Raw genomic sequence first — 23,496 nt, 5'->3', positions numbered from 1 at the left:
GGTCAGGCGGGGTCGGCCACGGGAAAGAAACGCTCGTCGCCCAGGCGGCAGGCAATTTCTTCCGGCGGGCGCTGCGACTCGTAGCAGCCGAGCGAGAGCTCCGAGAAGGTGACGGTCTCGACCTCGCTCAGCGGCCGCTGGCGCGCCATAGGCCGCGCACCCCAGCGGCGCAGCGCATCGATGCCGAGCGCGAGCGCATCTTCCATCGCCTGCTTGACCACGGGCCGCAGGCTGCCGCCGTAGTCGTCGATCTCCTCGGGCTGGCAGCCGACGAGCAGCACCTCTTTCGGGTACTGCTCGGTCAGCACGGCCAGCATCAGCACCTCTTGAAAGCCGGTCTGATGCAAGCTCATCTTCTTGGCGCCCATGAAGCGTGGCACCTCGTCGTTTTCGACCAGCTTGAGTTCGCCGGGAGCAAGGCCGTAGTCGATGGCATCGAAGATCAGCAGCCGCGTGGCCTGCTGCACGTGCTGGATCAGGTACAGCCCCTGCGTGCCGCCATCGACCAGCTGGACATGCGGCGCAAACTCGTAGCGCTGCTGCAGCGCTTCGATGCAGCGCACGCCGAAGCCCTCGTCGGCCCACAGCAGGTTGCCGATGCCGAGCACCACGATGCTCTCGGCCGTGTGAGTCCCATCAAGCGGCCGCCGCGGATCCGGCTCTGCCGGGCCGCTGGCGGCGCCCCCTCGAGGGGGTGCGCCGAAGGCGCTACGAGGGTGGTCCACGTTCAGTCCTTGAACGTCCGGTGGCCGGAGATCATGGTGCTGACCACGCTGGAGCGGCCCATGATGTCCTCACGGACTGCGGCGTACACGTGCACGATCACGAAGACGATCAGCCCCCACATGCCCAGGTGGTGCCAGGTGTGCACGTCCTGCGACTGGCCGAAGAGCGGGATCACCCAGCCGAACAGCCGCTCCTGCCACGAGCCCATCTGTGCGCCTTCGCCGTACAGCGCGAAGCCGGTGACGATCATGAACAGGCACAGCAGCAGGAAGCCGAAAAACATCGCGAAGCGCGCCAGCGGGTTGTGGCCCACGTAGCGCCCGGGTCGCGTGCTGACGAAGGCATACCACTTCACCATGCCCCACAGCTCGGCCCAGTAAGCGCGCTGGAAGATGGGCACCCAGAACAGCTCACGCGCATGGTGGTTGCCCACCAGCGCCCAGTACATGCGGCCGAGGATGCCCACGGCCAGCAGGTAGCCGGCCGCAAAGTGGGCGAAGCGGATGTAGCCCATCAGGAAGTTCGCGCTGGCCTCGCCCGGCTGGGTGGGCAGTGGCGAGCCGATGAAGTAGCCGGTGACCGCCAGCACAGTGATGGCGGTCGCGTTGATCCAGTGCCAGATGCGCACCGGGGCTTCGTAGACATAGACCGACTTGATCGACTGGCCTTCGGCAACGGTGTGGTCGTCCGCGGCCGCCGCGACCTCGGCGACGCTTCGGGGAGTGGTGGTGGACATGGTGGTCTCCTGCGAGGGTGCGCGCTCAGAGCCGCGTGGCCAGCATCAGCACGCCGCTGCCACCGACCAGCGCGGCCGCGGCTCGCCACAGCCAGGCGCGCCGTGCCTGCAACCAGCTGCCCGCCATCAACCCGGCGAGGTGCAGCAGCGCCGAGGCCAGCATGAAACCTGCCGCGTAGCCGGCGAACGACTGGCCGGCAGCCATCTCGCCGCCGTGGGCCACACCGTGCAGCAACGCGGCCACGCCGATGAGGGCGAGGCCTGCGGCGGCCGACATCTGCCGCGCGCCGAACATCAACGCGCCAAGCACCACGACGCTGAGCGCGACGCCGGCCTCGATGCCCGACAAGGCCATGCCGAACTGCGGCAACGCCGCACCCAGCAGCAGCATCGCCAGGAACACCGCCGGGCCCGCCAGCCGGCGCGAGGCCGGCAGCGCGGCGGCCGACCACACGCCCACCACCGCCATCGCCAGCAGGTGATCGAGGCCGAGGAAAGGATGGCTGAAACCACTGGCGAAACCGTCGGCACCATGGCCGGGGTGCGCCTGGGCCGCCGACGCGGCAAGCAGCATCAGGGCGGTAGCGCCCGTGGTGCGGACAAGGGTCTTGGGATGCATGTCGTCTCCTGTTCTTGTGGGTGTGTTCAGCGCACCTTGACGGTGGTGAGTTCCTGGCCGTCCGGGCTCATGACGTGGGTCGAGCAGGCCAGGCAGGGGTCGAACGAGTGCAGCGTGCGCAAGATTTCCACCGGCTGCTCGGGGTTGGCCATGGGCGTGTTCATCAGGCTGGCCTCGAAGGCGCCGATCTGGCCCTTGTTGTCACGCGGGCTGCCGTTCCAGGTGGTGGGCACCACGCACTGGTAGTTCTCGATGCGGCCGTCCTTGATGCGGATCCAGTGGCCCAGCGCGCCACGTGGCGCGGCCACCGTGCCCACGCCCTTGGCCTCCTTGGGCCAGGTCGACGGGTCCCACTTGTCGACGTTGGCGGTCGAGGTGTCGCCTGCCTTGAGGTTGGCGACGAGTTCCTTGAAATCGTCGTACATCATCTCGGCGCAGTACTGCGACTCGAGCGCGCGCCCGAGCGTGCGGCCGATGGTGCTCGGCAGCAGCTGCTTCAGCGTGTACTGCGTCTCGGGCATCCCCAGTGCCTTGGGGAAGGTCTTGTTGATGATGGTGGCCGAGGTGTCGACCTGCTCCTTCACCCGCTGGCAATGCTTGTGGCCCTTGAGCGCATGCGCATAGCCGAGGATGTAGCGCGACAGCGGCCCCACCTCCACCGCGTTGCCGCGCCAGCGCGGCGACTTGATCCAGGAGTACTTGGCGCTCTCGTCGAGCTCCTCGATGTTCGTGCGCGTGCCCTTGGTCTTGGCGCCCAGCACGTAGTTCGCGTCGGTGACGCCGTCCCAAGGGTGCAGGCCCTTGGTTTCGTCGGCGTACTTGTACCAGCTGTGCGGCACGAACTCCTGCACCTGCTCGGGGTCGCGTGGATCGATGGGGAATATCTCGTCCCAGTTGCCGTTGAGAATGACCCCGCCCGGCAGCTGCTGGGTGTCGTGGTGGCCCATCACCTTGTCGTAGGTGCCGTAGTCCATCACGTTGGTGGCCGACAGGCCGCCGCCGTACAGCCAGCCCGCCTGCTTGTAGATCGTGCCGATGGCCAGCACGTCAGGCACGTAGACGTTGTTGTTGAAGTCGATCATCTCCTTGATGCGCGCCTCGACGAAGTTCAGCCGCTCCATGTTGATGGGCGCGCCGGCTGCGCCGTTGCCGTCGATGTTGATGGCGCAGGGCACGCCGCCCACCAGGTAGTTGGGGTGCGGGTTCTTGCCGCCGAAGATGGTGTGCACCTTCACCCACTCCTTCTGCAGGTCCAGCGCCTCAAGATAGTGGGTCACCGCCATCAGGTTGGCCTCGGGCGGCAGCACGTAGGCCTTGCTGCCCCAGTAGCCGTTCATGAAGGGCCCCAGCTGGCCGCTCTCGACGAACTTCTTCAGCCGGTTCTGGATGTCGCGGAAGTAGCCCGGCGACGACATCGGATGCGAGGGCGACACCGTCTGCTGCAGCTCCGACGTCTTCTTGGGGTCGGCCTTCAGTGCCGACACCACGTCGACCCAGTCGAGCGCGTGCAGGTGATAGAAGTGCACCGCGTGGTCGTGCACCTGCAGTGTCTTGGCCATGATCTCGCGGATGAGATAGGCGTTCTTCGGGATGACGATGCCCAGCGCGTCTTCCACCGCGCGCACCGAGGCGAGCGCGTGGCAACCGGTGCACACGCCGCAGATGCGTTCCACGAACGCCCAGGCATCGCGCGGGTCGCGGCCCTTCAGGATCACCTCGAGTCCGCGCCACATGGTGCCGGTCGACACCGCGTTGCGGATCACGTTGTTGCTGTCGACGTTGACCTCGCAGCGCATGTGGCCCTCGATGCGCGTCACCGGGTCCACCACGATGCGGCGGCCGGTGTTGTCCATCTTGAAACCTTGAGTTTCGTAAGCACCCATCTTTTGTCGTCCTCAGGCCTTGGTGGTCGTGTCGTTGTTCTGTTCGCGCTTCTGGGCAGCGCGCTTGATGGCAGACGCAGCCGCATGCGCCACCGCCGCAGCGCCCACCACCCCAGCCGCCACGCCGCCGACCTTGTCGGCGTTGGCCTCGATGCCGAACTGATGAATGTCGGTGAGCCGGTTGTAGAACGAGCCCTTGTCCCAGAAGCCGTCTTCCGAGCAGCCGATGCAGCCGTGGCCGGCCTTGATGGGGAAGCTCGTCCCCTCGTTCCACTGCACGGTGGAGCAGGCGTTGTAGGTGGTCGGGCCCTTGCAGCCGACCTTGTAGAGGCAGTAGCCCTTGCGTGCGGACTCGTCGTCCCAGGCCTCGACGAACTGGCCGGCGTCGAAGTGCGGCCGGCGGTAGCACTTGTCGTGGATGCGCTGGCTGTAGAACATCTTCGGGCGGCCCTGGCGGTCGAGCTCGGGGATGCGATCGAAGGTCAGCATGTAGGTGATGACGCCGGTCATCACCTCGGCGATGGGCGGGCAGCCCGGCACCTTGATGATGGGCTTGTCAAAGATCACCTTGTGCACCGGCGTGGCCTGCGTCGGGTTCGGCTTGGCCGCCTGCACGCAGCCCCAGCTCGCGCACGAGCCCCAGCTGATGATGGCCTTGGCGTCTTTCGCCACGTGCTTGAGTTGGTCGATGAAGGGCTTGCCGCCGATGATGCAGCTCATGCCGTCCTGGTTCAGCGGCGGGTTGCCCTCCACGGCCAAGATGTAGTTGCCCTTGTACTTGACCATGATCTCTTCGAGGATCGCTTCGGCCTGGTGGCCGGCGGCAGCCATCAGCGTGTCGTCGTAGTCGAGCGAGATCATCGAGAGAACGACGTCTTTTGCTAACGGGTGTGCCGAGCGGATGAACGACTCCGAGCAGCAGGTGCATTCCAGGCCGTGCAGCCAGAGCACCGGCGTGCGCGGCTTGTTCTCCATCGCGTGGGCGATCTGCGGCACGAAGGCCGGGCCGAGGCCGAGCGACGTGGCGGTGAGCGAGCAGTACTTCAGAAAGCTGCGACGCGAGATGCCTTGTCGGCGCATGACCTCATAGAAGGTTTCCATCTGGGCGTGTCTCCTTGCCTCGTTGTGGCGATTGCTGGGGCCGCTCGTCGGCGGGTGCCGTACTTCTTACAAGTCGCGCGCCAGTTCGGCAGCCTCGCGGGAAAACCCCGTGCAGCGCATGCAAGCCCTTGTTTCCGTTGGAGAAAAAAAGCAGCATGCGCGATTCAGGTCGGGCCTCCTGGCGCGACCTGCAAGCAGTGCTTCCATTGACCCGCGCGCAATGGAAGCGCTGCTTGCGCCCCAATGGATGTTCCCGGTCAGCCCGTCACGCTGACGGAAGGCGCACTTCCAGTGGCATCACCCCTCGGAGCTCAGGTGCCTGCGCAACCGCCTCAGGTTGAGCATGACCAGCAGCGCCACCACCGGCACGGCGGCCACCACCAACCAAGACTCGTTGATGTTCAGTGCCTTGGCCACCGGCTTCAGTGCATAGGCTGCCAGGCTCACGCCGTAGTAGGTCATGGCGATCACCGACAGGCCTTCGACCATCTCCTGCAGCCGCAGCTGCATGCCCTGGCGCCTGTCGAGCGAGGCCAGCAGCGCCTGGTTCTGCCGCTCGCGCTCGACCTCTGAGCGCGTCTGCAGCAGCTGCGCGGCACGTGAAATGCGCTCGGAGAGCTGCTCCTGCCGAGCCGCGGTGGCGGCGCAGCTATCAACTGCCGGCCTGAAGCGGCGCTCGAGAAATTCCGACAGCGGCTGCAGCCCCGGCACCACCGCCTCGCGCAGCTCGGCCATGCGCCGGTCGACGATGCCGCTGTAGGCCCGTGTGGCCGAGAAGCGCGCGCCATGGTCGGCCAGCGCATGCTCGACACGCGCGGCCAGGCCCACCAGTTCGGCCAACAGTTGCTCGTCGCCATCGGCCGAGCTGCGGAAGCGCTCCATCAGCGAAGCGAGCTGCGCCTCCTCGGCGCCCATTTCACCCATGCGGCGCGCGGCCAGCGGTAGGCTCAGCAGCGCCATCATCCGGTAGGTGTCGATCTCGACCAGGCGCTGCGCCGTGCGGCCAGCGCGCCGGCGATTCAGCGAATGATCGAACACCAGGAAGCGCGTGATGCCGTTCAGCGCGCGCAGGTCGGTGACCACCGTGGCGGCGCCATCGGCGATGCGGTTGCCCACCACCAACTCGCTGCCGAACAGCGGCGCCACCTCGCGCACGTGCGGCGGTTCGCCGGGGCAGGCGACCAACGCCACCTGCGTGGCCGCGACCATCTCGCCCGGCAGCCGCGCGAGCCAGCCGGCGGGCAGCACGCCGAGCCAGTCGGTGTCGAAGGCCGACGCCAGGCCGGCGGGACCGTCTTCGGCGAAGAAGGTGAAGCTGAAGAACTCGGTGTGCCGCTCCCACTTGATGCGCAGGCCGCGCCACGCAAAGAGCAGGTGCGTGACACCGCCCAGGCCGACGGCAGCGGCATCGAGCTCGGCGAGGTGGGCCAGGCACAGCGCGTCTTGCTCGGCACCGGTGCGCAGCGTGGCCACCGACAGCACCCGGCCCGGCGTGGCAAGCGACTCGAAGGGTCGGGCATGAAGTTCGTCGGCCAGGCGCTGGCGTTGCGGCAGCTCGCGAGGGAGAGAGAGCGGAGCGGACACGGCTTGCAGAGTCATGTTTTTTCTTTTCGGATGCCACGGGTTGATGGCTTCTTGGCACCACTCGCGGCGCCGGTGTTGCGGGGCGCTGCAGACAACGGTGTGCGCAACTGCTGGTGGATCAGCCGCTGGCCTTCGTCAGCCAGGAACTGCTTGAACGCCGAGGCCACCTGCGGCAGCCGGCGCGAGGCCAGGTGCATCGCGTACCAGTCGCGCTGCAATGGGTTGCCGGCCATGGGCAGCAGCGCGAGCAGGTTGGCCTCGAGTTCCAGCGCGCAGGTGTGCAGCGAGAGAAACGCCACGCCGAAGCCGGCCGCGCACATGTGCTTGATGGCCTCGTTGCTCGACATCTCGGAGCCGATGCGCAGCGGCACGCCGGCGTCCTTGTAGAGCCGCTCGAGCGTCGTGCGCGTGCCGGAGCCGCGCTCGCGCACCAGCAGGTTGGCCGCCACCAGGTCGGGCAGCGCCGGCTTGCGCTGTGCCATCAACGTGTGCTTGGGCGATGCGAGAAAAGCCATCGGGTGCTTGGCGAAGGCCACCGAGGTGGTCTTCAGCTCGGCAGGCGGGCGGCCCATGATGGCGATGTCGACCTCTTGACCAGCGAGCATGCGCACGATCTCGTCGCGGTTGCCGACCTGCAGCTTGACCTTCACGCCGGGCTGATGGCCGGCAAAGGCCACCAGCAGCGGCGGCAGCAGGTACTCGGCCGTGGTGACGGCGCCCACCCGCAAGGTGCCCGAGAACACGCCGCGCTGCGCCGCCATTTCGTCGCCGGCTTCGCGCCAGAGGTCGAGGATGCGCGCCGCGTAGTCGGCCATCAGCTCGCCCGCCGCCGTGAGGCGCACGCCCCGGCCTTCTTTCTCGAGCAGCGGCGCACCCGCGCTTTCTTCGAGCAGCTTGAGCTGGATCGACACCGCCGGTTGCGTCAGGTGAAGCTCGCTTGCGGCACGTGAAACGCTGCCGAGCCGCGACACGGCGTGGAAGGCGGCGAGCTGTCTGAAAGTGGCGTTCTTAAGCATCAGTTGGAGCTTATGAGTCAGGCAAAAGAATTAACTATTACGAATGCAATGCGCTTCGTACATTGAACCTCATCGGTGGTTCTGAAGGCAATTCGAGAAACAGGACCGAGACAACCGAGCCGCATTCCGAAGACCACACCAGCAAGGAGAGTGCCCATGGGCCACATGTCAGAAGCAACGCAGATCACCGATGCCAAGAAGCGCTATTCGGCCGGTGTCTTGAAGTACGCCCAGATGGGCTACTGGAACGCCGATTACGTGCCGAAGGAGACCGACATCCTGGCGCTCTTCCGCATCACACCGCAAGACGGTGTGGACCCGATCGAGGCTGCCGCCGCGGTGGCCGGCGAGTCGAGCACCGCCACCTGGACGGTGGTATGGACCGACCGCCTGACCGCCTGCGACATGTACCGCGCCAAGGCCTACCGCGTGGAGCCGGTGCCCAACAACCCGGGCCAGTACTTCTGCTACGTGGCCTACGACCTGAGCCTGTTCGAAGAAGGCTCGATCACCAACGTGGCGGCCTCGGTCATCGGCAACGTGTTCAGCTTCAAACCGCTGAAGGCAGCGCGGCTGGAGGACATGAAGTTCCCGGTCGCCTACGTGAAGACCTTCGCCGGCCCGCCCACCGGCATCGTGGTCGAACGCGAGCGGCTCGACAAGTTCGGCCGCCCGCTGCTGGGCGCCACCACCAAGCCCAAGCTCGGCCTGTCGGCGCGCAACTACGGCCGCGTGGTCTACGAAGGCCTGAAGGGTGGCCTCGACTTCATGAAGGACGACGAGAACATCAACTCGCAGCCGTTCATGCACTGGCGTGACCGCTTCCTCTTCGTGATGGACGCCGTCAACAAGGCGAGCGCCGCCACCGGCGAGGTGAAGGGCAGCTACCTCAACGTGACCGCGGGCACGATGGAAGAGATGTACCGCCGCGCGCAGTTCGCCAAAGACCTGGGCTCGGTGATCATCATGGTCGACCTGGTGGTGGGCTACACCGGCATCCAGTCGCTCAGCCACTGGTGCCGCCAGAACGACATGATCCTGCACCTGCACCGCGCAGGCCACGGCACCTACACACGCCAGAAGAACCACGGCGTGAGCTTCCGCGTGATCGCGAAGTGGATGCGCCTGGTGGGCGTGGACCACATCCACGCCGGCACGGCAGTCGGCAAGCTCGAAGGCGACCCGATGACGGTGCAGGGCTACTACAACGTCTGCCGCGACACGCACACCGTGGTCGACCTGCCGCGCGGGGTGTACTTCGACCAGGACTGGGGCGCCATCAAGAAGGTGATGCCGGTGGCTTCGGGCGGCATCCACGCCGGCCAGATGCACCAGCTGATCGACCTCTTCGGCGACGACGTGGTGCTGCAGTTCGGCGGCGGCACCATCGGCCACCCGCAAGGTATCCAGGCCGGGGCCACGGCCAACCGCGTCGCTCTCGAAGCCATGGTGCTGGCGCGCAACGAGGGCCGCGACATCAAGAACGAAGGCCCCGAGATCCTCGTCGAGGCCGCCAAGTGGTGCAGCCCGCTGCGCGCCGCCCTCGACACCTGGGGCGAGATCTCCTTCAACTACACCTCGACCGACAGCTCCGACTACGTGCCCACACCAGCAGTCGCCTGACTACCCCGTTCGCCCTGAGCTTGTCGAAGGGCTTCGACAGGCTCGGCCCGAACGGAGACAAGGCTTTCAACGTTTCAAGGAACCACCATGCGAATCACCCAAGGCACCTTCTCGTTCCTGCCCGAACTCAGCGACGAGCAGATCATCAAGCAGCTCGACTACGCGCTCGGCCAAGGCTGGGCCGTCGGCATCGAATACACCGACGACCCGCACCCGCGCAACACCTTCTGGGAGATGTTCGGCAACCCGATGTTCGACGTGTCGGACGCGGCCGGCGTGATGCTGGAGCTGCAGCAGTGCCGCAAGACCTTCCCCGACCACTACATCCGCGTGACCGCCTTCGACTCGTCGCACGGCACCGAGTCGGTCGTGCTCTCGTTCATCGTCAACCGGCCGAAGGTGGAGCCGGGCTTCCGGTTGATCCGCACCGAAGAGCCGGGACGAACCTTGCGATACAGCATCGAGAGCTACGCCGTGCAGCGCTCGCCCGAAGGCCAGCGGTACTGATTGCTCCAGTAACGAACAGTCTGTCCCATGAATGCCGCCCTGCCCCTTTCTGTTGCTGACCCTGCCACCGGACCCGCCAACGACTCGGCGGCCACCCCCAGTCAGATGCTGGAGGCGTCGGGTGCGCGCGCAATGCTCGACCAGCTCGACGCCGAGCTGATCGGCCTCGCGCCGGTGAAGGGCCGCATCCGCGACATCGCCGCACTGCTGCTCATCGACAAGCTGCGCGCCGAACAAGGCCTGCAATCGACGCCGCCTTCGCTGCACATGTGCTTCACCGGCAACCCCGGCACCGGCAAGACCACCGTGGCGATGCGCATGGCCGCCGTGCTCAAGCAGCTCGGCTACGTGCGCAAGGGCCACCTCGTGGCGGTGACGCGCGACGACCTCGTGGGCCAGTTCATCGGCCACACCGCGCCGAAGACGCGCGAGGTGGTCAAGAAGGCGATGGGCGGCGTTCTCTTCATTGACGAGGCCTACTACCTCTACAAGCCCGAGAACGAACGCGACTACGGCCAGGAGTCGATCGAGATCCTGCTTCAGGTGATGGAGAACAACCGCGACGACCTGGTCGTGATCCTCGCCGGCTACCGCGACCGCATGGACACCTTCTTCGGCAGCAACCCCGGCATGGCCTCGCGCATCGCGCACCACATCGACTTCCCCGACTACAGCGAAGCCGAGCTGATGCAGATCGCGCAGCTGATGCTGGGCCAGCTCAACTATCACTTCGACGACAGCGCCGAGCCGGCCTTTGCGCGCTACGTGAGCCTGCGCCGGCAGCAGCCGCATTTCGCGAACGCTCGCTCGATCCGCAACGCGCTCGACCGCATCCGCCTGCGGCATGCAACGCGTCTCTTCACCGCCGACCGCAGCCTCACACGCGAGCAGCTGTGCACCCTGCAGGCCGAAGACGTGCTCGCGAGCCGCGTGTTCGGCGGCTTCACCACGGAGCAATGACATGAGCATCGAGGCCCTGATCTTCGACGTGGACGGCACCCTGGCCGACACCGAAGAAGCCCACCGCATCTCCTTCAACATGGTGTTCGAAGAGCGGCACCTCGGCTGGTCGTGGAGCCGTGCCGAGTACCGGCACCTGCTCAACGTCACCGGTGGCAAGGAGCGCATCGCGTCGTACATCGCGTCGCTGCCGCTGGGTGCCGGCGAACGCCAGCGCCTGCTGACCCTGGTGCCCGAGCTGCATGCCGAGAAGACGCGCTTCTACGGCGAGGTGGTGACCGAAGGCGGCGTCACGCTGCGCGAAGGCGTGGAACGGCTGTTGAACGAAGCGCTGGACCAGGGCTGCCGCCTCGCCATCGCGAGCACCACCACCGCGGCCAACATCAACGCGCTGCTCACCTCCACGCTGGGTGCGCGCGGGCTCGACCTGTTCTCGGTGATCGCCTGCGGCGACCAGGTGCGCGCCAAGAAGCCGGCACCCGACATCTACAAGCTCGCACTCGAAACGCTGGGCCTGCCGCCCGAGCAGGCACTGGCGATCGAGGACTCGGCGAACGGCCTGCGTTCCGCCAACGGTGCCGGCCTGTGGACGCTGGTGACACCGACCTTCTGGACGCAAGACAGCGACTTCAGCGCCGCCGGCCTGGTGTTGCCGCGCCTGGGCGGCCCCGACCGGCCGCTGCCCGGCGAGCCCGGCGGTGTGTTGCGCGAGCAAGCCTGGCTCGGCTTCGACGACCTGATCCGCATCGCCCGCCCTGCCCGCCCTCTGTCGCCGGTGCAGGCGCTCTACCAAGGAGCCACCCGATGAACGCGCCCATCCGCATCGCCCCCAGCCTGTTGTCGGCCGACTTCGCGCGCCTGGGTGAAGAAGTCAGCGCTGTCATCGCTGCCGGCGCCGACCTGATCCATTTCGACGTGATGGACAACCACTACGTGCCCAACCTGACCATCGGGCCGATGGTGTGCCAGGCGATCGCGCCGTATTGCAAGCGCGGTGACAAGCCGGTGCCGATCGACGTGCACCTGATGGTCAAGCCGGTCGACGCACTGATCCCGATGTTTGCGCAGGCCGGCGCGTCGATCATCTCCTTTCATCCCGAGGCGAGCGAGCACGTCGACCGCACGATCCAGCTGATCAGCTCCTTCGGCGTGAAGGCCGGTCTGGTGCTGAACCCGGCCACACCGCTGAGCGTGCTCGACCACGTGCTCGACAAGCTCGACCTCGTGCTGCTGATGAGCGTGAACCCGGGCTTCGGCGGCCAGGCCTTCATCGAAAGCGTGCTGCCAAAGATCGCCGCCGTGCGCCGCCGCATCCAGGCCACGGGGCGCGACATCTGGCTCGAGATCGACGGGGGCGTCAACGCGAAGAACATCGCACGCGCCGTGGCCGCCGGTGCCGACACGCTGGTTGCTGGCTCGGCAGTGTTCAGCGGCGGCGACTACCCGAAGGCCATTGCGTCCCTGCGCGTGAACGCGCAGCTTCATGCGCACGCCGCCGAAGCCCTGGCGGAAAGCCCTTGATGAAGATTGCCGCGATCTTTTTCGACCTCGACGGCACGCTGGTCGACAGCGCCGCCGGCGTGGCGCTCGCGCTCAACACCGCGCTTGCCGAAGCCGAGCTGCCGAGCTTCGAGCTCGCCACCGTGCGCAGCTGGATCGGCGACGGGCCCGATGCGCTCATCCTGCGCGCGCTAGAAGCCAGCCGCCTGCGCGACGTCGACCTGCCTTCGCTCGCCGCTCGCCTGCGCCAGCGCTTCGACGCCGCCACGCTGGCCACGCCTTCCGCGCAGGGCGATGCCTTCAACGGCATCAAGGCGCTGCTGTCGCAACTCGACGAGCGTTACCCGATGGCGGTGGTCACGAACAAGCCAACTCCGCTGGCCCGCGTGGTAATCGAGGCCGCCGGCCTGCTCGATCACTTTGCACAAGTGCATGGCGCCGACGTGGCCGAGCAGCGCAAACCCTCGCCGCTGCTGATCCAGCAGGCGGCCCGCCAGCTCGGCATCGCAACGAAAGATGTGCTGCTGGTCGGCGATGGCCCGGCCGACCTCGCCTCTGCCCGCGCGGCAGGCTGCCAGTTCGCGTGGGTCAGCTGGGGCTACGGCCCGGCGCCGACCGGCGACGTGTGGCGCCTCGATGCCCCGGCCGAGCTGCTGGCGCGGCTGCCCGCGCACGACGCGCAGCGCACACCCATTCATTAGCAAAACAGGAGACTCGCCATGCTCACCGGAGGACGATCGACACTGACCCAGTTCCTGATCGAGGAACGCCGCCACCACCCCGATGCCACGGGCGACCTGAACGCCCTCATCACCGACGTCTCGCTCGCCTGCAAGACCATCGCGCGCAAGGTGGCCTACGGCGCACTCGACGGGGTACTGGGCAGCGCAGGGACGGGCAATGTGCAGGGAGAAGAGCAGAAGACGCTCGACGTGCTCAGCAACAACATGTTCCTGCGTGCCAACGAGTGGGGCGGCCACCTCGCGGGCATGGTGTCCGAAGAACTGGAGAAGCCGTACACGCTGCCGCCCGAGTACCCGCGCGGCAAGTACCTGCTGCTGTTCGACCCGCTCGACGGCTCGTCGAACATCGACGTCAACGTGTCGGTGGGCAGCATCTTCTCGGTGCTGCGCGCCGTTACGCCGGGCGAAGACCCCTCGCCGCAAGACTTCTTGCAGCCCGGCACGCAGCAGGTGTGCGCCGGCTACGCGATCTACGGCCCATCGACCATGCTGGTGCTCACGCTCGGCCGCGGCACGCACGCGTTCACGCTCGACCCGCTGCTCGGCGAATGGGTGCTCAGCCACCCCAACCTGCAGATCCCCGAGAAGACCTGCGAGTTCGCGATCAACGCATCGAACAGCCGCTTCTGGGAGCCGGCCGTGAAGCGCTACGTCGACGAATGCCTGGCCGGCCAGACCGGCACGCGGGGTGCCGACTTCAACATGCGCTGGATCGCCTCGCTGGTGGCCGAGACGCACCGCATCCTGATGCGCGGCGGCGTGTTTCTCTACCCGAAGGACAGCAAGGACCCATCACGCGCCGGCCGCCTGCGGCTGCTGTACGAGGCCAACCCGATCTCGTTCCTGATCGAGCAGGCGGGCGGTGGCGCGAGCACCGGCCGCACGCGGCTGATGGAGGTGCAGCCCGAGTCTCTGCACCAGCGCATCGGCTTCGTGTTCGGCTCGCAGCACGAAGTGGCGCGCATCGAGAAGTACCACCGCGACGAACCGGCTGCGAACTACGACTCGCCCTTGTTCGGCAAGCGCGGCCTCTTCGCCGCCACGGTCTAAACGCTTCCAAACGACTTGCACACGGAGGCACAGCCATGTCCGCCAAACACCCCATCGTCGCCATCACCGGATCGTCCGGCGCCGGCACCACCTCGGTCACCAAGACCTTCGAGAACATCTTTCGCCGCGAGAACGTGTCCGCCGCCATCGTCGAGGGCGACAGCTTTCACCGCTACGACCGCCAGGCCATGAAGGTCGCGATGGCCGAGGCCGAGCAGAACAACAAGCCGCACTTCAGCCACTTCGGTGAAGACGCGAACCTGTTCGCCGAGCTGCAGGAGCTGTTTCGCAGCTACGCCGAGACCGGCACCGGCCAGAGCCGCAAGTACCTGCACAACGATGAAGAGGCCGCGCCCTACAAGCAGCCGGCCGGCACCTTCACCGCGTGGGAGCCGCTGCCTTCGAGCGACATCCTGTTCTATGAAGGCCTGCACGGCGGCGTAACCACCGACAAGGTCGACGTGGCCCGCTTCGCCGACCTGCTGATCGGCGTGGTGCCGGTGATCAACCTCGAGTGGATCCAGAAGATCCACCGCGACCGCAGCACGCGCGGCTACTCTACCGAGGCGGTGACCGACGTGATCCTGCGCCGCATGCACGAGTACGTGGAGTACATCTGCCCGCAGTTCACGCGCACGCACATCAACTTCCAGCGCGTACCGGTGGTCGACACCTCCGACCCGTTCATCGCACGCACCATCCCCACGGCCGACGAGAGCCTGGTCGTGATCCGCTTCGCGAACCCGCGCGGCTTCGACTTCCCCTACCTGCTGAGCATGCTGCACGACTCGTTCATGTCGCGCGCCAACACGCTCGTGGTGCCGGGCGGAAAGATGGAGCTCGCAATGCAGCTGATCTTCACGCCGATGATCATGCGGCTCGTCGAGCACCGCAAAAATCTGCTCGCTGCGTGAGGGCCGCCATGAAGACGAATCAACTTCACGCGACCCGCACCCAGTGCGCCAACGCCCTGCGCATGCTCGCCGTCGATGCGGTGCAGGCCGCAAACTCCGGCCACCCCGGCATGCCGATGGGCATGGCCGACATCGCCGAGACGCTGTGGCGCCATCACCTGCGCCACGACCCTGCGGACCCGCAGTGGCCCGACCGCGACCGCTTCGTCGTCTCGAACGGCCACGGCTCGATGCTGCTGTATGCGCTGCTGCACCTGAGCGGCTACGACCTGCCGATCGACGACCTGAAGCGCTTTCGCCAGCTGCACTCGCGCACGCCCGGCCACCCCGAGGTCGACGTGACGCCGGGTGTCGAGACGACCACCGGCCCGCTCGGCCAGGGCATCTCCAACGCGGTGGGCATGGCGCTGGCCGAGAAGCTGCTGGCCGACGAGTTCAACCGCCCCGGCCACACGGTGGTCGACCACCGCACCTACGTCTTCCTTGGAGACGGCTGCCTGATGGAAGGCATCAGCCACGAGGTGTGCTCGCTGGCCGGCACCTGGAAGCTCAACAAGCTCGTCGCCTTCTACGACGACAACGGCATCTCGATCGACGGCGACGTTCGCGGCTGGTTCACCGACGACACACCCGCGCGCTTCGAGGCCTACGGCTGGACGGTGCTGCGCAATGTCGATGGCCACGACGTTGACGCGCTCGACCGCGCGATGGAGGCAGCCCACGCGTCGTCCGACAAGCCGGTGCTGGTGTGCTGCAAGACGACCATCGGCCACGGCTCGCCCAACCGCGCCGGCACGGCCAAGGCCCACGGTGAAGCGCTCGGTGCCGACGAGATCGCACTGACACGCGCGGCGCTGAACTGGACGGCCGCGCCCTTCGAGGTGCCGGCCGACATCGAACAGGCCTGGTCGGCACTCGAGCGCGGCGCCGCATTGCACGCTGCGTGGCAGGCGCGCTGGGATGCCTACACGCTGGCCTACCCCGAACTCGCGCGCGAGTTGCAGCGCCGCCAGCGCCGCGGCGGCCCGCTCACCGTGCAGGCCGAAGACGCACTCGCTACCGCCTGCGCCACGGCCGAAAGCACGCGCGCTGCCATTGCCACGCGCAAGGCTTCGCAAGACGTGCTGCAAGACATCGGCCCCGCGATGCCCGAGCTGCTCGGCGGCTCCGCCGACCTCACCGGCTCCAATCTCACCGACTGGAAGGGCCACCGGCCGCTGAAGGGCAGCGCCACCGGCAACCACGTGCACTACGGCGTGCGCGAGTTCGGCATGGCGGCCATCATGAACGGCGTCGCGTTGCATGGTGGCTTCCGCCCGTTTGCCGGCACCTTCCTCGCGTTCTCGGACTACGCACGCAATGGCGTGCGCATGTCGGCGCTGATGAAGCTGCCGGTGGTCTACGTGTTCACGCACGACTCGATCGGCCTCGGCGAAGACGGGCCGACGCACCAGCCGGTGGAACACGCGTCGAGCCTGCGCCTGATTCCGAATGTGGACGTATGGCGGCCGGGCGATGCCACCGAAACCGCCGTGGCATGGCGCCAGTCATTGCGCCGCGCCGATGGGCCGAGCTGCCTGCTGCTCTCGCGCCAGGCGCTGCCGCATGCCGGTGATGGGCGCGCTCGCGTCGAGGCCGTCGCCCGTGGCGCCTACGTGCTGCGCCGCCCTGAGCATGAGGCGGTTGCCTTGCTGGCCAGCGGCTCCGAACTCGGCGTCGCACTCGCCGCCGCGCGCCTGCTCGCCTACGAAGGCATCGCCGCACGCGTGGTGTCGGTGCCTTGCATGGACGTGTTCGAGCGGCAGGACGAGAGCTATCGCCGCGAGGTTGTGCCGCGCCATCTGCCGCGCCTGGCCATCGAGGCCGGCAGCACCGGCCTGTGGTGGAAGTTCGTCGGCGAGTACGGCGACGTGGTGGGCATCGACCGCTTCGGCGAGTCGGCTCCCGCGGGTGACCTGTTCAAGCTCTTCGGCATCACCGCCGAGGCCGTGGCCGCACGTGCCCGCGCGCTGGTGAGCAAGGCGCCGCCCGATGACGCCGTTGCTGCCGACAAGCGCTTCGTGCTGTCGTCCAACTGATCTCTCCTCTTCAACCATCCACCATCTGCGAGGCTTTCTCTTGAGCACCCGAATCGCCATCAACGGCTACGGCCGGATCGGCCGCAATGTCTTGCGCGCCCTGTTCGAATCGCAACGCCTGCGAGCGTCGTCCGACATCGAGATCGTGGCCATCAACGACCTCGGCGACGCGCGAGTCAACGCCCACCTCACACGCCACGACACCACGCACGGCCCCTTCGGCTTCCCTGTCTCGCACGAGGGCAACGAGCTGGTGGTCGACGGCAAGCGCATCCAGGTGAGTTCCATCCGCAGCCCGTCCGAGCTGCCGTGGAAGACGTTGGGCATCGACATCGTGATGGAGTGCACCGGCCTCTTCACCACCAAGGCCAAGGCCAGCGCGCACATCGCCGCCGGTGCGAAGAAGGTGCTGATCAGCGCACCGGGCGGTGCCGATGTCGACGCGACCGTGGTCTACGGCGTGAACCATGGCGTGCTGCGGGCCGAGCACACGGTGGTGTCGAACGCCTCGTGCACCACCAACTGCCTGGCACCGGTAGCCAAGGTGCTGAACGACGGCGTGGGCATCGACAACGGCTTGATGACCACCATCCACAGCTACACCAACGACCAGGTGCTGACCGACGTCTATCACGAAGACCTGCGCCGCGCCCGCTCGGCCACGCAGTCGATGATCCCGACCAAGACCGGCGCCGCCGCCGCAGTGGGCCTGGTACTGCCGGAACTCGCGGGCCGGCTCGACGGCTTCGCGGTGCGCGTGCCGACGATCAATGTCTCGCTGGTCGACCTGGTGTTCACCGCGAATCGCGAGACCAGCGTCGACGAGGTCAATGCGTTGATGCGCGAGGCCAGCGCGGCAGGCCCGCTGGCCGGCCTGCTGGGCTACACCGACGAGCCGCTCGTGTCGGTCGACTTCAACCACGACCCGCGCTCAAGCGTGTTCGACGCCACCTGCACCAAGGTCTCGGGCCGGCTGGTGAAGGTCTGCGCCTGGTACGACAACGAGTGGGGCTTCTCCAACCGCATGATCGACACGGCCCTGGCCATGGCGCGCGCCTGACGCACCGGGGCACGAGATGGCTTTCAAGACCCTCGATCAGATCAACCTGCGCGGCCAGCGCGTGTTCATCCGCTGTGACCTGAACGTGCCGCTCGACGCAGCCGGCCGCATCAGCGACGACACCCGCATCCGCGCCAGCCTCGATGGCATCCGCCAGGCCACGCAGCAAGGCGGCCGCGTGATGGTGACCTCGCACCTCGGCCGGCCGACCGAAGGCTCGCTGGAACCGCGGGACTCGCTCAAGCCGGTGGCTCAGCGCCTGAGCCAGTTGCTGGGCACGGCGGTGCCGCTGGTCACCGACTGGCTCGACCGCCCGTTCGACGTGCGCCCCGGCGAGGTGGTGATGCTGGAGAACTGCCGCGCTCACGTCGGCGAGAAGGCCAACGCGCCGGCGCTCGCACGCCGCATGGCCGCGCTGTGCGATGTCTACGTGAACGACGCCTTCGGCACCGCCCACCGCGCCGAGGCCACCACCGAAGCGCTGGCCCGCCTGGCGAACGAAGCCTGCGCCGGCCCGCTGATGGCGTCGGAGCTGCAGGCGCTGGGCCGCGCGATGGCCCAGCCCGAGCGGCCGATGGCGGCCATCGTCGGCGGCTCCAAGGTGTCGACCAAGCTGGCCATCCTGAACGCGCTGGCGCAGCAGGTGGAGTTGCTGGTGGTGGGTGGCGGCATGGCCAACACCTTTCTGCTCGCGGCCGGCCAACCCGTGGGCAAGTCGCTCTGTGAGCCGGGGCTGGTGGACGCGGCGCGCGAGGTGATGGCCACGCTGCAAGCGCGTGGCGGGCGGCTCTTTTTGCCGAGCGACGTGGTGGTGGCGCACGAGGTCTCGGACGCCGCGGTGCCGGCCATCAAGACCGTGTCGGAGGTGGGCGGTGCCGACCTGATCCTCGACTTCGGCCCGCAGTCCATGCGCCAGCTGGTGGACGAGCTGGCGCGGTGCAAGACCATCGTCTGGAACGGACCGCTGGGCGTGTTCGAGATCGAGAAGTTCTCCCACGGCACGCGCATGCTGGCCACGGCCATTGCCGAGTCGAAGGCGTTTTCGATCGCCGGCGGCGGTGACACCGTGGCCGCCGTCAACCAGTTCGGCGTGGCCGACCGCATCGACTACGTGTCGACCGCGGGCGGTGCCTTCCTCGAATTCCTGGAAGGCAAGACCCTGCCCGCCGTGCGTGCGCTCGAAGACCGCGTGCACTGACGGACCCCTTTTTCAAAACCGACCGGAGCCCACCATGGCCATGATTTCCCTGCGACAACTGCTGGACCACGCTGCCGAGCAGCGCTACGGCGTGCCGGCCTTCAACGTGAACAACCTGGAGCAGATCCAGGCCATCATGCAGGCCGCCGAGAAGACCGACAGCCCGGTGATCCTGCAGGCCTCGGCCGGCGCGCGCAAATACGCCGGCGAGCCCTTCCTGCGCAAGATGGTCGAGGCCGCCGCCGAGATGTACCCCGACATCCCGATCGTGATGCACCAGGACCACGGCGCGAGCCCGTCGGTGTGCATGCAGTCGATCCGCTCGGGCTTCACCAGCGTGATGATGGATGGCTCGCTGATGGAAGACGCCAAGACGCCGTCGAGCTACGACTACAACATCGGCGTGACGCGCCGCGTCACCGAGATGGCGCATGCGGTGGGCGTGTCGGTCGAGGGCGAACTCGGCTGCCTGGGCTCGCTGGAGTCGGGCACCGCGGGCGAGGAAGACGGCGTCGGCGCGGCTGGCCAGCTCACGCACGACCAGATGCTGACCGACCCCGAGCAGGCGGCCGACTTCGTCGCACAGACCGGCGTCGATGCGCTGGCGATCGCCATCGGCACCAGCCACGGTGCCTACAAGTTCAGCCGCAAGCCGACCGGTGACATCCTCGCGATCGACCGCATCAAGGCCATCCATGCGCGCATCCCGAACACGCACCTCGTGATGCACGGATCGTCGTCGGTGCCGCAGGAGTGGCTGGCGATCATCCGCGAGCACGGCGGCGACATCAAGGAGACCTACGGCGTGCCGGTCGAAGAGATCCAGGAAGGCATTCGCCACGGCGTGCGCAAGGTCAACATCGACACCGACATCCGCCTCGCAATGACGGGTGCGATGCGGCGCGCGATGAACCGCGACCGCGGCGAGTTCGACCCGCGCAAGTTCTTCAAGGACGCCACGGTCGCTGCGCGCGATGTGTGCATCGAGCGCTTCGAGGCCTTCGGCTGCGCGGGCATGGCGTCGCGCATCAAGCCGATGCCGCTGGACGCCGCGGCGCAAGCCTATGCAAAGACGGCGCAAGGAAAGCACTGAAGTCTGAAAGCTGCGCTGCGGGCTACCATGCCCGTGGCCATGCACACCGCTTCTTCATCGCGCACGTTCTACCCCGAGCTTGCACCGTATCGGGTGCATGAGCTGCCGGTGACGAGCGGCCATGTGCTGCATGTGGAAGAAGCCGGCCGCGCCGATGGCATTGCCGCACTGGTGCTGCATGGCGGCCCCGGCTCCGGCAGCTCGCCGCTGCTGCGCCGCTTCTTCGACCCGGCCCGCTACCGCATCGTTTGCCCTGACCAGCGCGGTGCCGGCAAGAGCCGGCCGCGAGGCAGCACGGTCGACAACACAACCGACCATCTGATTGCGGATCTGGAGACGGTGCGCGAGGCGTTGGGTATTGAGCGCTGGCTGGTGGTCGGTGGGTCGTGGGGTGCTGCGCTCGCCATCGCCTATGCAGCCGCGCACCCCCGTGCGGTGGCCGGGCTGCAGCTGCGCGCCACGTTTCTTGCGCGTGATGAAGACATCACACGGTTCTTCCAACCGGCGGATGGCGCGCATGCCGGGGCGTGGGCGCAGTTCGCTTCCATTGCACCGGCGGATCAGCGGCATGCACTGCTGCCCTTCCTGGCGCGCGAGCTGAACCGCGACGACGACACGGCCCGCCACGTCGCAATCGCCTGGTGGCGCTGGGAGAGCACGCAGGCCACCGGCACGGTGACGCAGCAACCGCCCTCAGGCGCAGCGCTCGAAGCGCTGGTCGACCGCTACCGCGTGCAAAGCCACTACCTGCTGCACCGCTGCTGGCTTGATGCACCGCCGCTGCTCGATCGCTGCGCATTCGTGCCCAAGGTGCCGACCCTGTTGCTGCACGGCGCCGACGACCGCATCTGCCGCCCCGAGGCCTCGCTCGCGGTGCACTCGCGTTTGCCGCACAGCCGGCTGCAAATCATCGAAGGCGCTGGTCACGACCCGACCCATCCGGCCATGGTGCAGGCCACGGTCGAGGCGCTGGATTCCTACGCGGCGGATGGCAACTTCGAGGCTGTTGCGTCATGACACTGCGGCTGAAGATCCACATCATCGTCGGTCTCCTGACGCTGCTGTTCCTGTTCGCGATGCTGGCCCTGCAGCTGCGCAGCATGCGCGAGTCGGTGAACGAAGAAGTGGTCGCAGCCAACCGCGTGGCGGCGCAGTTTCTCAACCGCACCGTGTGGCGCTACGCAGCGCAAGGCACGCCGGCGGTGCTGGGTTTCCTGCAGAGCATGGGGCGCGTGCGCTCCAACGACATCACGCTGGTCGACAAGCAGGGCGAGGTGCTCTACAGCTCGCCGGTATCACCGTACAAATCGGGCCGCGATGCGCCCGACTGGTTCGACGCGTTGGTCGCCCCGCCGCTGGCCGTGCAGTCGCTCGACCTGCCCGACGGCAAGCTCACCGTGCAGGCCAACGCCTCGCGCGCGGTGCTCGATGCGTGGGATGAAGCCATCACGCTGGTGCTCGGCGCGATAGTCATGCTGGTGGTTCTCAACGGGCTGGTGTACTGGCTGGTGGGGCGCACCCTGCGGCCCTTCGGACAGATCGTGCGCGCCCTCAACCAGCTGGAAGGCGGCCGCTTCGACGTCACCCTGCCGCCCTTGCCCGGGGCGGAGGCCGGCACCATCGGCAAGGCCTTCAACCGCATGGTGGGCATGCTGCAAAACCACATCGAAACCGAACGCCGCGCCGTGCGCGCGGAGCTGCAGCTGTCGGAAAGCCGGGAGCTCACCCGTTGGGTCGACCACCAGATCGAACAGGAGCGCCACCTGATCGCGCGCGAGCTGCACGACGAACTGGGCCAGTCGGTCACGGCGATGCGCAGCATGGCGCTCTCCATCGCGCAGCGCATGCGCACGCTCGACCCGCAGGCCGAGCAGGCGGCACGCCTCATCGCCGAAGAATCTTCGCGCCTGTACGACGCGATGCACGGCATCATCCCCCGCCTCACGCCGCTGGTGCTCGACAACTTCGGCCTCGCCGAGGCCCTGGCCGACCTGGTCGAGCGCACGCGCCGCAGCCACCCCGGCGTGCAGATCGACCTGCACGCCGACATGGCCGATGCACAGCTCGGCAGCGAAGCCGCGCTGGCGCTGTACCGGGCTGCGCAAGAGGGCATCACCAACGCGTTGCGCCACGGCCGGGCGCAGCACGTGGCCGTGCGCCTGAGCCCCCGCAACGGCAGCATCGAACTCGAACTGATCGACGACGGCGTGGGTCTCAACGGAGACTGGGCCGACAAGAAAGGCCACCATGGCGTGCGCTGGCTCGCCGAACGCGTGCAGGGCCTGGGCGGCAACTTCGAGCTGGTGCCGGCCCAGCCCCGCGGCGTGAAACTGACCGTTCTGCTTCCCCTGCCCGCTCCACGAACCGAGGCGATGACCGAATGATCCGAGTGATGCTCGTCGACGACCACGCGCTGGTGCGCATGGGTTTCCGCATGCTGCTGGCCGATGCCCAGATCGAGGTGGTGGCCGAGGCCGACACCGGCGAACAGGCTTGCATCGACTACCCGAAAGTCAAGCCCGACGTGGTCGTGATGGACCTGTCCATGCCCGGCATGGGCGGGCTCGAGGCTGTGCGCCGCCTGCTGGCGCAAGACCCGAAGGCCCGCGTGCTGGCGCTGTCGGCCCACGAAGACACGGCGCATCCACGGCGGGTGATGCAGGCCGGCGCGCTGGGTTACCTCAACAAGCGCAGCGCTCCCGATGCGCTCATCGCGGCCGTCACCTCCGTTGCGGCGTCCCGCCCGTATGTGGACGCGCAAACGGCTCAAGTGCTGGCGCTGGCCCAGGTGAAGGGCGATGCCAACCCCGCCGAGACGCTCAGCGAACGCGAGTTCTCGGTCTTCCTGCAGCTCGCTAAAGGCCTCAGCGTGGCGCAGATTGCCGCCAACCTGAACCTGTCGCCCAGCACGGTGGGCACCCACCTGTACCACGTGAAGCAGAAGCTCGGCGCCAGCAACCAGTCCGAGCTGACGCTGGTGGCGCTGCACTGGGGATTGATCCAGGCCTGATACGGCGTGGATCAGGCCTGGCGCCGCCGGGAACCGCATTTGCCCGTGCAAGACCGCACGGCGCCCCCCGATTCGAGGTAACCCCCTAAGGTAAA

22 protein-coding genes are annotated in these 23,496 nt (G+C 67.4%); 15 read left to right on the top strand and 7 right to left on the bottom strand.

Annotation, left to right across the window (positions count from 1 at the left end):
• Positions 1 to 2 precede the first annotated feature (2 nt).
• The 7 genes from AC1DYS_RS24305 to AC1DYS_RS24275 all read right to left on the bottom strand — a co-directional run bounded on the left by AC1DYS_RS24305 (position 3) and on the right by AC1DYS_RS24275 (position 7,665).
• The gene (locus tag AC1DYS_RS24305; RefSeq protein WP_477904177.1) at positions 3 to 614 is read right to left on the bottom strand and encodes a HyaD/HybD family hydrogenase maturation endopeptidase; all 612 of its coding nucleotides are present in this window, start codon (positions 612 to 614) and stop codon (positions 3 to 5) included.
• 113 nt (positions 615 to 727) lie between these two features.
• Positions 728 to 1,462, bottom strand: a complete 735-nt coding sequence (gene cybH / locus AC1DYS_RS24300; protein ID WP_477903942.1) for a Ni/Fe-hydrogenase, b-type cytochrome subunit — start codon at positions 1,460 to 1,462, stop codon at positions 728 to 730.
• 25 nt (positions 1,463 to 1,487) lie between these two features.
• Positions 1,488 to 2,081 (bottom strand): HupE/UreJ family protein, encoded by a 594-nt coding sequence (locus tag AC1DYS_RS24295; RefSeq protein WP_477903940.1) that lies wholly within the window; start codon positions 2,079 to 2,081, stop codon positions 1,488 to 1,490.
• Positions 2,082 to 2,107: 26 nt separating this feature from the next.
• A complete protein-coding gene (locus tag AC1DYS_RS24290; protein ID WP_477903938.1) occupies positions 2,108 to 3,964 on the bottom strand; it encodes a nickel-dependent hydrogenase large subunit in 1,857 nt (618 codons plus the stop codon).
• A gap of 12 nt (positions 3,965 to 3,976) precedes the next feature.
• Positions 3,977 to 5,065 carry a hydrogenase small subunit gene (locus AC1DYS_RS24285; RefSeq protein ID WP_477903936.1) on the bottom strand — a complete coding sequence of 363 codons (1,089 nt, stop codon included), beginning with the start codon at positions 5,063 to 5,065 and terminating at the stop codon, positions 3,977 to 3,979.
• 297 nt (positions 5,066 to 5,362) lie between these two features.
• A complete protein-coding gene (locus AC1DYS_RS24280) occupies positions 5,363 to 6,664 on the bottom strand; it encodes a DUF3422 family protein (protein WP_477903934.1) in 1,302 nt (433 codons plus the stop codon).
• A complete protein-coding gene (locus tag AC1DYS_RS24275) occupies positions 6,661 to 7,665 on the bottom strand; it encodes a LysR family transcriptional regulator (RefSeq protein ID WP_477903932.1) in 1,005 nt (334 codons plus the stop codon). The genes AC1DYS_RS24280 and AC1DYS_RS24275 overlap by 4 nt, the downstream gene beginning before the upstream one ends.
• A gap of 165 nt (positions 7,666 to 7,830) precedes the next feature.
• Between AC1DYS_RS24275 and AC1DYS_RS24270 the strand changes: the two genes are divergently transcribed.
• The 15 genes from AC1DYS_RS24270 to AC1DYS_RS24200 all read left to right on the top strand — a co-directional run bounded on the left by AC1DYS_RS24270 (position 7,831) and on the right by AC1DYS_RS24200 (position 23,401).
• Positions 7,831 to 9,288: a form I ribulose bisphosphate carboxylase large subunit gene (locus AC1DYS_RS24270; protein WP_477904175.1), complete on the top strand. Its 1,458-nt coding sequence runs from the start codon at positions 7,831 to 7,833 to the stop codon at positions 9,286 to 9,288.
• Between the two features lie 87 nt (positions 9,289 to 9,375).
• Positions 9,376 to 9,795: a ribulose bisphosphate carboxylase small subunit gene (locus AC1DYS_RS24265; protein ID WP_047491754.1), complete on the top strand. Its 420-nt coding sequence runs from the start codon at positions 9,376 to 9,378 to the stop codon at positions 9,793 to 9,795.
• A 105-nt stretch (positions 9,796 to 9,900) separates the two neighbouring features.
• Positions 9,901 to 10,755, top strand: coding sequence for a CbbX protein (cbbX, locus tag AC1DYS_RS24260; RefSeq protein ID WP_477904174.1), 855 nt, complete (start codon positions 9,901 to 9,903; stop codon positions 10,753 to 10,755).
• 1 nt (position 10,756) lies between these two features.
• On the top strand, positions 10,757 to 11,563 hold the full coding sequence (locus tag AC1DYS_RS24255; RefSeq protein ID WP_477903930.1) for an HAD-IA family hydrolase: 807 nt from the start codon (positions 10,757 to 10,759) through the stop codon (positions 11,561 to 11,563).
• The gene (gene rpe / locus AC1DYS_RS24250; protein ID WP_477903928.1) at positions 11,560 to 12,276 is read left to right on the top strand and encodes a ribulose-phosphate 3-epimerase; all 717 of its coding nucleotides are present in this window, start codon (positions 11,560 to 11,562) and stop codon (positions 12,274 to 12,276) included. The genes AC1DYS_RS24255 and rpe overlap by 4 nt, the downstream gene beginning before the upstream one ends.
• Positions 12,276 to 12,956 (top strand): HAD-IA family hydrolase, encoded by a 681-nt coding sequence (locus AC1DYS_RS24245; RefSeq protein ID WP_477903926.1) that lies wholly within the window; start codon positions 12,276 to 12,278, stop codon positions 12,954 to 12,956. The genes rpe and AC1DYS_RS24245 overlap by 1 nt, the downstream gene beginning before the upstream one ends.
• An 18-nt stretch (positions 12,957 to 12,974) precedes the next feature.
• On the top strand, positions 12,975 to 14,048 hold the full coding sequence (locus AC1DYS_RS24240; RefSeq protein WP_477903924.1) for a class 1 fructose-bisphosphatase: 1,074 nt from the start codon (positions 12,975 to 12,977) through the stop codon (positions 14,046 to 14,048).
• A 35-nt stretch (positions 14,049 to 14,083) separates the two neighbouring features.
• The gene (locus AC1DYS_RS24235) at positions 14,084 to 14,962 is read left to right on the top strand and encodes a phosphoribulokinase (RefSeq protein ID WP_477903922.1); all 879 of its coding nucleotides are present in this window, start codon (positions 14,084 to 14,086) and stop codon (positions 14,960 to 14,962) included.
• 8 nt (positions 14,963 to 14,970) lie between these two features.
• Positions 14,971 to 17,040, top strand: a complete 2,070-nt coding sequence (gene tkt, locus AC1DYS_RS24230; RefSeq protein WP_477903920.1) for a transketolase — start codon at positions 14,971 to 14,973, stop codon at positions 17,038 to 17,040.
• A gap of 40 nt (positions 17,041 to 17,080) precedes the next feature.
• The gene (gene gap / locus AC1DYS_RS24225; RefSeq protein ID WP_477903918.1) at positions 17,081 to 18,100 is read left to right on the top strand and encodes a type I glyceraldehyde-3-phosphate dehydrogenase; all 1,020 of its coding nucleotides are present in this window, start codon (positions 17,081 to 17,083) and stop codon (positions 18,098 to 18,100) included.
• Between the two features lie 16 nt (positions 18,101 to 18,116).
• Positions 18,117 to 19,298, top strand: coding sequence for a phosphoglycerate kinase (locus AC1DYS_RS24220; protein ID WP_477903916.1), 1,182 nt, complete (start codon positions 18,117 to 18,119; stop codon positions 19,296 to 19,298).
• A 34-nt stretch (positions 19,299 to 19,332) separates the two neighbouring features.
• Positions 19,333 to 20,391 carry a class II fructose-bisphosphate aldolase gene (gene fba / locus AC1DYS_RS24215; RefSeq protein ID WP_477903914.1) on the top strand — a complete coding sequence of 353 codons (1,059 nt, stop codon included), beginning with the start codon at positions 19,333 to 19,335 and terminating at the stop codon, positions 20,389 to 20,391.
• 39 nt (positions 20,392 to 20,430) lie between these two features.
• Positions 20,431 to 21,408, top strand: coding sequence for an alpha/beta fold hydrolase (locus AC1DYS_RS24210; RefSeq protein WP_477903912.1), 978 nt, complete (start codon positions 20,431 to 20,433; stop codon positions 21,406 to 21,408).
• On the top strand, positions 21,405 to 22,775 hold the full coding sequence (locus tag AC1DYS_RS24205) for a HAMP domain-containing protein (RefSeq protein WP_477903910.1): 1,371 nt from the start codon (positions 21,405 to 21,407) through the stop codon (positions 22,773 to 22,775). The genes AC1DYS_RS24210 and AC1DYS_RS24205 overlap by 4 nt, the downstream gene beginning before the upstream one ends.
• On the top strand, positions 22,772 to 23,401 hold the full coding sequence (locus AC1DYS_RS24200) for a response regulator (protein ID WP_047491782.1): 630 nt from the start codon (positions 22,772 to 22,774) through the stop codon (positions 23,399 to 23,401). Before AC1DYS_RS24205 ends, AC1DYS_RS24200 begins: the two co-directional genes overlap by 4 nt.
• Positions 23,402 to 23,496 lie beyond the last annotated feature (95 nt).

The organism is Rhizobacter sp. P2_G4 (genome assembly GCF_056403575.1).
The sequence above is the reverse complement of the archived record's forward strand: the minus strand, read 5'-3'. Positions and strand labels throughout refer to the sequence as shown.